The sequence below is a fragment of the Mesorhizobium sp. genome, assembly GCF_024509055.1.
Classification (GTDB): Bacteria; Pseudomonadota; Alphaproteobacteria; order Rhizobiales; family Rhizobiaceae; genus Mesorhizobium.
In genome coordinates this window covers 1-9,290 of record NZ_JANINM010000534.1, presented here as the reverse complement: position 1 = coordinate 9,290, position 9,290 = coordinate 1, and the positions used below count along the sequence as shown (strand labels likewise).

The 9,290-nt window shown below is 64.1% G+C and carries 11 protein-coding genes and 1 pseudogene; 10 read left to right on the top strand and 2 right to left on the bottom strand.

The features are described from left to right. From Q0L57_RS31940 to Q0L57_RS31915, 6 genes and pseudogenes are all read left to right on the top strand, one after another. Positions 1-229: pseudogene (locus Q0L57_RS31940) on the top strand (cysteine synthase A); the annotation flags it as partial. Further along, positions 229-972, top strand: coding sequence for an alanyl-tRNA editing protein (locus Q0L57_RS31935; RefSeq protein ID WP_296747080.1), 744 nt, complete (start codon positions 229-231; stop codon positions 970-972). The pseudogene Q0L57_RS31940 and the gene Q0L57_RS31935, both read left to right, overlap by 1 nt. A 35-nt stretch (positions 973-1,007) precedes the next feature. Further along, on the top strand, positions 1,008-1,859 hold the full coding sequence (gene sseA / locus Q0L57_RS31930; RefSeq protein WP_296747079.1) for a 3-mercaptopyruvate sulfurtransferase: 852 nt from the start codon (positions 1,008-1,010) through the stop codon (positions 1,857-1,859). 5 nt (positions 1,860-1,864) lie between these two features. After that, complete coding sequence (locus Q0L57_RS31925; protein WP_296747078.1) at positions 1,865-2,428, top strand: GNAT family N-acetyltransferase; 564 nt, start codon at positions 1,865-1,867, stop codon at positions 2,426-2,428. Between the two features lie 94 nt (positions 2,429-2,522). Next, positions 2,523-3,080, top strand: a complete 558-nt coding sequence (locus Q0L57_RS31920; protein WP_296747077.1) for an OmpA family protein — start codon at positions 2,523-2,525, stop codon at positions 3,078-3,080. Between the two features lie 143 nt (positions 3,081-3,223). Next, entirely contained in the window at positions 3,224-3,691 is a 468-nt protein-coding gene (locus Q0L57_RS31915) for a DUF1203 domain-containing protein (protein WP_296747076.1), read from the top strand. A 393-nt stretch (positions 3,692-4,084) separates the two neighbouring features. Here Q0L57_RS31915 and ald read toward each other — a convergent pair whose 3' ends face one another. Continuing rightward, positions 4,085-5,200 carry an alanine dehydrogenase gene (gene ald, locus Q0L57_RS31910; RefSeq protein WP_296747075.1) on the bottom strand — a complete coding sequence of 372 codons (1,116 nt, stop codon included), beginning with the start codon at positions 5,198-5,200 and terminating at the stop codon, positions 4,085-4,087. A gap of 213 nt (positions 5,201-5,413) precedes the next feature. On the opposite strand from ald, the gene Q0L57_RS31905 reads away from it, so the two are divergent. Beyond that, positions 5,414-5,887, top strand: a complete 474-nt coding sequence (locus tag Q0L57_RS31905) for an Lrp/AsnC family transcriptional regulator (protein ID WP_296747074.1) — start codon at positions 5,414-5,416, stop codon at positions 5,885-5,887. A gap of 57 nt (positions 5,888-5,944) precedes the next feature. Next, a complete protein-coding gene (locus Q0L57_RS31900) occupies positions 5,945-6,277 on the top strand; it encodes a hypothetical protein (RefSeq protein ID WP_296747073.1) in 333 nt (110 codons plus the stop codon). A gap of 11 nt (positions 6,278-6,288) precedes the next feature. Here the strand turns inward: Q0L57_RS31900 and Q0L57_RS31895 are convergent, their stop codons facing one another. Continuing rightward, positions 6,289-6,948, bottom strand: a complete 660-nt coding sequence (locus Q0L57_RS31895; protein WP_296747072.1) for a 5-formyltetrahydrofolate cyclo-ligase — start codon at positions 6,946-6,948, stop codon at positions 6,289-6,291. Between the two features lie 173 nt (positions 6,949-7,121). Here Q0L57_RS31895 and Q0L57_RS31890 point away from each other — a divergent pair, with 173 nt between their 5' ends. Together Q0L57_RS31890 and Q0L57_RS31885 are read left to right on the top strand one after the other, a co-directional pair. Beyond that, on the top strand, positions 7,122-8,387 hold the full coding sequence (locus Q0L57_RS31890) for an NAD(P)/FAD-dependent oxidoreductase (protein WP_296747071.1): 1,266 nt from the start codon (positions 7,122-7,124) through the stop codon (positions 8,385-8,387). Between the two features lie 137 nt (positions 8,388-8,524). Continuing rightward, positions 8,525-9,290: metallophosphoesterase (locus Q0L57_RS31885; RefSeq protein ID WP_296747070.1), on the top strand; the 766-nt coding region annotated here is incomplete at its 3' end.

Below are 9,290 nucleotides of genomic sequence, written 5' to 3'. Positions count from 1 at the left end.
AGAGGGGCTCTGCGTCGGCGGCTCGACCGGCATCAACATCGCCGGCGCCATCCGGTTGGCGCGCGAGCTCGGGCCTGGCCACACCATTGTCACGGTGCTTTGCGACTACGGCACGCGCTACCAGTCGAAACTCTTCAACCCGGAATTCCTGCGCGGCAAGAACCTGCCGGTGCCGGGTTGGATGGAAGAGAAAGCCGACATCTCGGTGCCGTTCGAGACGGTGGCGTGATGGCCCACAAAACCGAAGCGCTGTTTCGCGACGATGCCTATCTGAAGACGGCCGAGGCGCAGGTCGTCGCCATCAACGACCGGGGCGGCATCATTCTCGACCGGACTATCTTCTATGCCACCTCGGGCGGGCAGCCCGGCGATACCGGCATGTTCGAGCGCGCCGATGGTGGCCGCATCGCCATAGCGGCGACCATCACCGGTGAAACCAAGGACGAGATCATCCATGTTCCGGCGCCGGAACAGGCCATGCCGGCGATCGGCGAGAAGCTCAAGCTCGCCATCGACTGGGAGCGGCGCCATCTTCTGATGCGCATGCATGCGGCCTGCCATTTGCTGACCGTCGTCTGCCCGTTTCCGATCACCGGTGCCGCCGTCGCCGAGGACGACAGCCGCGTCGATTTCGACATTCCCGACGCAGGCTTCACCAAGGAGGATGTGACGGCGAGGTTGATGGAACTGGTGCGGGCCGACCATCCGATCTTCACGCGGCTGATCACCGACGAGGAGCTGGCCGCCAATCCCGGGCTGGTGAAGTCGAAGAACGTGCGGCCACCCGTCGGCACCGGCAGGATTCGGCTGGTCTGCATCGGCGACAACGGCTCGATCGACAGCCAGCCTTGCGGCGGCACGCATGTGAAAAGCACGGGCGAGGTCGGCGAGATCCACATCGGCAAGATCGAGAAGAAGGGCCGCGAGAACCGGCGCTTCCGCATTCGCTTCGGCCCGATGCCGGCGAACTGACGCACTAGGCCCCACAGGCGCTGAAGGAGAAGAAAATGCCCGAGGACAGTCCTTTCGTCGTCGATGCGGATTGGCTTGAGAAGAAGTTGGGAGAACCCGGCCTGACGATCATCGACGCCTCCTGGTACCTGCCGGCGCAGAAGCGCGATGCACGCGGCGAATATGACGCCGCACACATTCCCGGAGCGCTGTTCCTCGACCAGGATGCCGTTTCGGACCCGGACTCCAAGCTGCCGCACACCTTGGCGTCACCTCAGTATTTCGCGCGATATGTGGGCTCGATGGGCATTTCGGCCGACGACACGATCGTCATTTATGATGGCCCGGGCTTTTTCTCCGCACCGCGCGCGTGGTGGATGTTCCGCGTCATGGGGGTCTTCCAGGTCTATATACTGAGCGGCGGCTTCGACCGCTGGAAGGCGCAGGGGCGGCCAGTGACGGCTGAACCCACCCGGTTCGCGCCAGGCATCTTCCATGCCGATTTCGACGCCGGCCGGGTCGTCAGCCTCGCCGAGATGCGCCGCATCGTCGATGGCCATGAAAGCCAGATCGCCGATGCACGCTCGGCCGGCCGTTTCGCCGGCACTGATCCCGAGCCGCGTGCCGGCGTCCGCTCGGGCCATATGCCCGGCGCCCGCAATGTGCCGATCACCTCGCTTGCCGAGAATGGCGAGCTCTTGCCAAGGGACCGCCTGCGCAAGGTGATCGAGGACGCAGGCATCGATCTTGCAAAGCCGGTCGTCACGTCATGCGGCTCGGGTATCACCGCGGCGGCGATCACGCTGGCGCTGGAGACGCTTGGCCATACCGACAACAGGTTGTACGACGGTTCGTGGACCGAGTGGGGCGGGCTCAGCGACACGCCGGTGGTGACGGGCAAGGAATGATTGTCATGGAAAACGGCGTGCCCGACGAAATCGAGGTCACGGTCACATTCCTCGAAATGCACGCGGCGCCGGCGACGTCGCCGTCAGCGCCCTACAACCGGCAGATCGCCCTGCTGAAGACCAGGGACATGCCGCTCCATTTCTACCGCTATCTGATGGATCGCGTCGGGCGCAAATGGCACTGGGTCAACGTGCTGAGGCTGAGCGACGAGGAACTGGCCGCCGGGCTTCACCGCGAGGACCGTGACATCAGGGTGCTCTACCTTGACGGTTCCCCGGCAGGCTTCTTCGACCTCAAGCCGCATCTGCCGGACGAGGTGGAGCTCGCCTATTTCGGCATGATGGAGCATGCCCATGGCCAGGGCATCGGCCGCTGGTTCCTCGGCGCCGCGATCTCCGCCGCATGGGCGCATGGACCCAGACGCGTCACGGTGCAGACCTGCACGCTCGACCATCCGGCGGCGCTGCCGCTCTATCAGAAGCTCGGCTTCGCGCCCGTGGCGCAGAAGAAGGAAATCGTGCATCCGATGACCTTCGCCGAGCGCTCGGCGAGTGTCATGAGGCCCTAGCTAAGCATCTGAACATCCCGTTCATCGTCGCTTCAGACTGTCTTTGCCATGGTCCGGCCGCATCAACAGGCCGAGACCTACAGGAGAAAAAGACATGCTGACCCGACGTACATTTGCCGTGGCGATGATTGCGGCATTTGCCATGCCGAGCCTCGGCTTTGCGCAGGCCACCACGCCCTCGGCCGCGACCATAGAACGCCAGCTCGAGGCCGCGCCCAGGATGAAGCTGCGCCCGAACGAGCGCGTCACGATCCGCGAATTCAAGCGGCGGCCGGACCTGCGGCGCATGGCGCAGTCGATCGACATCCAGTCGATCAATTTCGAATTCGGCTCGGCGGCGATTTCTGCCTCGCAATACGGCAAGGTCGAGATCATTGCCGATGCGCTTCACCGCATCCTGCGGCGCGATCGCGGCGCCCGCATCCTGATCGAAGGCCACACCGACGCGGTGGGCTCGTTCCAGTCGAACCAGGTCCTGTCGGAGCGGCGCGCTGCCTCGCTCAAGCACACGCTGGTGCGCGAATTCGGCGTGCCCGCCTATGCACTCGACACCGTCGGCTATGGCGAGGAGTTCCTGCTGGTGCCGACGCAGCAGGAGAATTGGCGCAACCGGCGCGTGACGCTGCGCCGCTTCGACGATTTCGTGCGCTAGCACGAGGGCACCGATCGACGGTTCGATGAGCCCGGCTTCGCAAGCCGGGCTCTTTCCGTTCCAGCACGGCGGTTGGCGGGAAACGGGTGGGAGGCGCCGTTGCCAAAGCCTAGTTTCCGGTCGCCAACACCGGAGATTTCGCCATGAGCATCCAGTTCAAAGCCTTGCCGACCGAAGCCGTGCGCGCCTTGCAGCGTGGAGGACCCGATTCATACGGCCGCGCGCCGGAGCGCAGGATTTCCGATGGCGATGGTGTGCCATGCCGACATTGCATGAGGAATGTGTCCGCGGGTGACGGCTATCTGATCGTCGCATACCGGCCATTCCCGGAGCTTCAGCCCTATGCCGAGACCGGGCCGATCTTCCTGCATGCGGAGGAGTGCGAGCGCGCCATGGAGGACGATGCGCTTCCGGAAATGCTGGCGAGCAGCGACTACATCGTGCGCGGCTACGGCAAGGACGATCGCATCGTCTACGGTACCGGCGCGGTCATCCCGACGGATAGCATCGCGGCCCGCGCGGACAAGCTCTTCGAGCGCGACGACGTGGCCTACATCCACGTCCGCTCGGCGCGAAACAACTGCTACCAGTGCCGCATCGAACGAGCGTGATCGGCAACGCAAAAAAAGAAGCCCGCCGATGGTCTGGCGGGCAGTTGGGAAAAGCCTGCGACAGAAGCTGTTGGCGAAGTCGCCAGCAGGCCGCGCGTCTCTAGGCATTTTTCCCGACAGCCGGATGTGAAGCATTTCACACAACGAGTATTGGCATCGGCCTGAATTTCGTAGCCGCGCGAACATCCGGTAATAGCTGTCGTATTCCCGTCGTATAACCGCGCTAAAAGGTAGTCGTTGATCGATTGCCGACCGCGGATGGACCGGCGGCATGTCGCGACATCGAGGAAGCGGGGCTTTGGCTCCGCTTTTTTGTTGCCTGCTCTTCTCCGGCAAAGAAAAAGCCCGCCGGAAGGACCGGCGGGCGAGACGGGAGGAAGTTCTTGTCTGCTATCAGGCGGCGAGCACTGCCTTCGGCTCTACCATCTCGTAGCCGAGCGCTTCAGCGACGGCGCGGTTGGTGATCTTGCCCTTGTGGACGTTGAGGCCGTTGCGCAGGTGGTGATCGTCGACCAGCGCCTTCAGGCCCTTGTCGGCGAGCTGCAAGCCGTAATGCAGCGTTGCGTTGTTGAGGGCATGCGCCGAGGTGACCGGCACCGCGCCCGGCATGTTGGCGACGCAGTAGTGGATGACGCCGTCGACCTCATAGGTCGGCTCGGCATGGGTGGTGGCATGCGAGGTCTCGAAGCAGCCGCCCTGGTCGATGGCGACGTCGACAAGCACCGAGCCCTTCTTCATGCCGGAAAGCATTTCGCGGGTGACCAGCTTCGGCGCGGCCGCGCCCGGGATCAGCACGGCGCCGACGACGATATCGGCCGAGAAGCATTCTTCCTCCAGCGCCTCGACAGTCGAGTAGCGGGTGTGGACGCGGCCGGCGAAAAGGTCGTCGAGCTGGCGCAAGCGCGGGATCGAGCGGTCGATGATGGTGACGTCGGCACCGAGGCCGGACGCCATCCTGGCCGCGTGCAGGCCGACGACGCCGCCGCCGAGCACTGTGACCTTGCCGGGCAGAACGCCGGGCACGCCGCCGAGCAGCACGCCGCGGCCGCCATTGGCCTTCTGCAGCGCGGTGGCGCCGGCCTGGATCGACAGGCGGCCCGCGACTTCCGACATCGGCGCGAGCAGCGGCAGGCCGCCGCGGTCGTCGGTTACAGTCTCATAGGCGATCGCGGTGACGCCCGAGGCGAGGAGGCCCTTGGTCTGGTCCGGATCCGGAGCAAGGTGAAGATAGGTGTAGAGTATCTGGCCTTCGCGCAACTGGACCCACTCGTTCGGCTGCGGTTCCTTCACCTTGACGATCATGTCCGACTTGGCGAACACGTCGGCGGCGGTCTTGGCGATGGTGGCGCCGGCGGCGCGATAGGCGTTGTCGTCGGCGCCGATGCCGGCGCCCGCGCCGGTCTCGATCAGCACTTCGTGGCCGTGCGCGACATATTCGCGGACCGAGCCGGGCGTCAGGCCGACGCGATATTCATGGTTCTTGATTTCCCTGGGGCAGCCGACGCGCATTTTGTTCTCCTGTCCGCACCCTTGAAGGGCGCTCTCCCTGTCATTTCCAGGCGTGCCATCGACCCCGAAACCGCCATGCGGTTTTGGGCGACACGCAATGGACGCAGTCAAGCATGAATCGTTCCGTATGTGTTTGCGAATGCACTTGCGGCAGCGCCAGCACTTCGCTAATCGTTGCGTGAAATACCGAAAAATTCGCAGGAACCACGAAGAATGCCGCTCGACAGGATTGATATCGCCATTCTGGAGACTTTGCAGAAGGATGGGCGGATACCCAATGCGGCGCTCGCCGAGAAGGTCGGACTGTCGCAATCGGCCTGTTCGCGCAGGCTCGACAACCTGGAGAAGTCCGGAACCATCCGCGGCTACCACGCGCGGCTCTCCAATGCCGCGCTCGGCCACCAGATGACGGCGATCGTGCACATATCGTTGTCGGGACAGTTCGAGAAGACGTTGTCGGATTTCGAGGCCGCCATCAAGCGCTGCCCGAACGTTCTGTCCTGCCATCTGATGTCGGGCGAATACGACTACATCCTGCGCATCGCCGCCAAGGACCTTGTCGACTACGAGCGCATCCACAAGGAATGGCTGTCCGCCATGCCGCATGTGACAAAGATAAACTCGTCCTTCGCGCTGCGCGAGATCGTCGACAGGACGGCGGTCGGGCTTAGGCCCGAGATGGCCTAGGGTTCGGACTAACAACCAGCAGGAGGCAGCGGCTGCGATATGACGGAAAGAATCACTTTGACCGAGTCATTGCCGGCAACCGCCGTTGTCCGCGTATCTCGCGCCAGCTTTGACCCAGGTCGGTTCGCGGAAGTCGACGCCGCGAGCAAGAAGACCTCGCAGTACATAATCCCAGCCATCAGACGGCTGCCCGGGCTCCTTCGTTTTTATGCGGGCGTCTCGCCGAAGGGCTCGATCGTACAAGTCAGTGTGTGGGACACCGACGAGCACGCGGCCCAATTGGACCGATTGAAGGAGATGGTCGTCGACGGCCGTAGGGATATGGAGGCGGTGGGCGTCACGTTCACCCCGATTTTCAACTATCCGATCGACTGGACCTGGACCGTCTGACACAGGCAGCGCTAGGCAGTCGAAGCCTCCGTCACAATCTCGCTCATCGGAATGTCGTGCGGCTGCGGGTAGATCGTCGGAATGCGCTGCAACTCGTAGCCGACGCCGATGACGAGTGGCCTGAACGGCATCGCGGCCAGCGTGCGGTCGAAGAAGCCGCCGCCATAGCCCAGCCGGTAATTGCTCGGATCGATGCCGACGATCGGCGAGATGACGATGTCCGGCAGCACGGGTTCGCCCTCGGCCGGGATCGGGATGTTCCAGACACCCTTTTCCAGCCGGTCGCCCGGCGCGTAGGCGCGGAAGACCAGTGGCTGCCCCTTCTCGATGACGACGGGAAGTGCCGTGCGGCCGCCTCTTTCGTTGATTGAGGCCATCCAGCCGCGCAGGTCCGGCTCGCCGCGAAATGGCCAGTAGAGGCTGACCATGCGGCCAGCAATGTCGCCGATCAAGGCGTCGAGCCCTTCGGCAATGCGCGTCGACATCGCCGCGCGCGCGTCGGCGGGGACGGCGAGCCGGGCCGTGATCAGTCTTTCACGCTCGGCCTTGCGCCAGCGCCTGACATCGGTCCAGTCGGTGAGCGGCATCCGGTATTCCGGGTCGAGCTCATGCATGAAGCAGGGCGGCGAGGCGTATTGAGCGGGCTCCTCGTCTTCGCGATTGTTGGCCATCGTGAACTCCGTTATTCCGCACCACGCTATACCTCCGAACCTGGAGCCGGCATGTGCGTTCACGACACCCGGCGACGACTCCCGGGCAATGGCTCGGCGCCTGGAGGAGTTGTTGCAGTGCACAAAAATGCTTACATCATGGTCGTCGGATAGCCGGCCGAGGGTGATCTAAGATGAACGAAGCCAACCATCATGTCGTTGTCGTCGGCGCGGGGTTCGGCGGTCTCGAACTCACCCGGGCGCTGGCCGGCGCGCCGGTGCGCGTCACCATGATCGACAAGCGCAATCATCACCTCTTCCAGCCGCTGCTCTACCAGGTGGCGACCACTTCGCTGGCGACATCGGAAGTGGCCTGGCCGATCCGCCATCTGCTGCGCAGGCGCGAGGACGTGACGACCCTTCTGGGCAACGTCATTGGCGTCGACCGCGCCGGCAAAAGAGTGCTTCTGGATGATGGCGGCTCGGTTGGCTACGACACGCTGGTGCTCGCCACCGGCGCGCGTCACGCTTATTTCGGCCACGACGAATGGGAGCCCTTCGCACCTGGGCTGAAGACGCTCGAGGATGCCACGACCATCCGGCGCCGCATCCTGCTCGCCTTCGAGCAGGCCGAGCGCGAGACCGATCCGGCCAGGCGCCAGGCACTGCTGACGCTGGTCATTATCGGCGGCGGTCCGACCGGGGTGGAGCTTGCCGGCACCATTGTCGAGCTCGCGCACGACACGCTGCGCGGCGAGTTCCGCAACATCGACACGCGGCAGGCGCGCGTGGTGCTGATCGAGGCCGGTGACCGTATCCTCGCCAATTTCGCGCCGGAACTGTCGGATTACGCCCGCAAGGCCTTGGAACGGCTTGGCGTCACGGTCGAACTCGGCCGCGCTGTTACAGCCTTGGATGCCGAGGGCGTGGTCTTTGGCGACACGCATCTGCCGGCAAGAACCATTCTGTGGGCGGCCGGCGTTGCAGCCTCGCCGGCGGCGGAATGGCTCGGCACAGCCGCCGACCGCGCCGGCAGGGTGCTGGTCGAGCCCGACCTCACGGTGCCCGGCAGCCCGGAGATTTTCGTCATCGGCGACACCGCGCATCTCCTGCGGCCGGACGGGAAGCCGGTGCCGGGCGTCGCCCCAGCCGCCAAGCAGGAAGGCCGCCATGTTGCCGCGACCATCAAGGCACGCCTGGCGGGCGACACGACACCTCGGCCTTTCCGTTACAGGCATGACGGCGATCTGGCGACCATCGGCAAGCGCGCCGCCGCGATCGATTTCGGCTGGATCAAGCTGACCGGCTGGCTTGCGTGGTGGCTCTGGGGCATCGCCCACATCTATTTCCTGATCGGTTTCCGCAACCGGCTTGCCGTTTCTCTTAGCTGGCTATGGATATACGCCACCGGGCAGCGCAGCGCGCGGCTGATCACCCAGGGTGATGACGACAAAGGCTGACTTCTCACCGGCCCGTTTCATCGACACGTCACCTTGTCGTGATCAACAGCTTTCCGTCAGACATGGACTTGATGGTCCTTCAGCGCCAAGCTCCACGCCGGGGCCGGGCGTGTCACGATGCCGAAGAGGAGAGAACGATGTCACGACTGCCTGTCTCCCGTCGCGAGTTCCTGGCCGGAGCCGCCGCCACCGGAGCGCTGATCATGCTGCATCCCTTCTCCGCCCGCGCAGCGGCCAACCAGGCGCATCTGAGGATCATGGAGACGACCGACATCCATGTGAACCTGCTGCCCTATGATTATTACGCCGACAAAGCGAATGACACGATGGGCCTGTCGCGCACGGCTTCGCTGATCGACGCTGTGCGCAAGGAAGCAACCAATGCGATGCTGATCGACAATGGCGACCTGCTGCAGGGCAACCCGATGGGCGACTATGCCGCCTATGAGAGGGGCATGAAGGACGGCGACCTGCATCCGATCATGAAGGGCATGAACCTGCTCGGCTACGAATGCTCCACGCTCGGCAACCACGAGTTCAACTACGGCCTGTCGTTCATGGACAAGGTGCTGGCCGGCGCCAATTTCCCCTTCGTCTGCGCCAACCTGGTCCGCGGCACCACGCTCGCCGCCAACCCGCGCGACGACAAGCTCTATCTCAAGCCCTATGTGATCCTCGACAGGAAGATCAAGGACGGGGCCGGAGCCGAGCAGCCGATCAGGATCGGCGTGATCGGCTTCGTGCCCCCGCAGATCATGGTCTGGGACCTGAAGAACCTCGAAGGCAATGTCCAGACGCGCGACATCGTCGAGGCGGCCAGGGCTTGGGTGCCGCAAATCAGGGAAGATGGCGCCGACATCGTCATTGCGCTCTCGCATTCCGGCATCGACATCAAGCAGGGCG

Bases quoted from the DNA above. Each gene is read 5' to 3' on its own strand.
- Q0L57_RS31935 (WP_296747080.1), top strand. From the start codon at position 229: ATGGCCCACAAAACCGAAGCGCTGTTTCGCGACGATGCCTATCTGAAG.
- sseA (WP_296747079.1), top strand. From the start codon at position 1,008: ATGCCCGAGGACAGTCCTTTCGTCGTCGATGCGGATTGGCTTGAGAAG.
- Q0L57_RS31925 (WP_296747078.1), top strand. From the start codon at position 1,865: ATGGAAAACGGCGTGCCCGACGAAATCGAGGTCACGGTCACATTCCTC.
- Q0L57_RS31920 (WP_296747077.1), top strand. From the start codon at position 2,523: ATGCTGACCCGACGTACATTTGCCGTGGCGATGATTGCGGCATTTGCC.
- Q0L57_RS31915 (WP_296747076.1), top strand. From the start codon at position 3,224: ATGAGCATCCAGTTCAAAGCCTTGCCGACCGAAGCCGTGCGCGCCTTG.
- ald (WP_296747075.1), bottom strand. From the start codon at position 5,200: ATGCGCGTCGGCTGCCCCAGGGAAATCAAGAACCATGAATATCGCGTC.
- Q0L57_RS31905 (WP_296747074.1), top strand. From the start codon at position 5,414: ATGCCGCTCGACAGGATTGATATCGCCATTCTGGAGACTTTGCAGAAG.
- Q0L57_RS31895 (WP_296747072.1), bottom strand. From the start codon at position 6,948: ATGGCCAACAATCGCGAAGACGAGGAGCCCGCTCAATACGCCTCGCCG.
- Q0L57_RS31890 (WP_296747071.1), top strand. From the start codon at position 7,122: ATGAACGAAGCCAACCATCATGTCGTTGTCGTCGGCGCGGGGTTCGGC.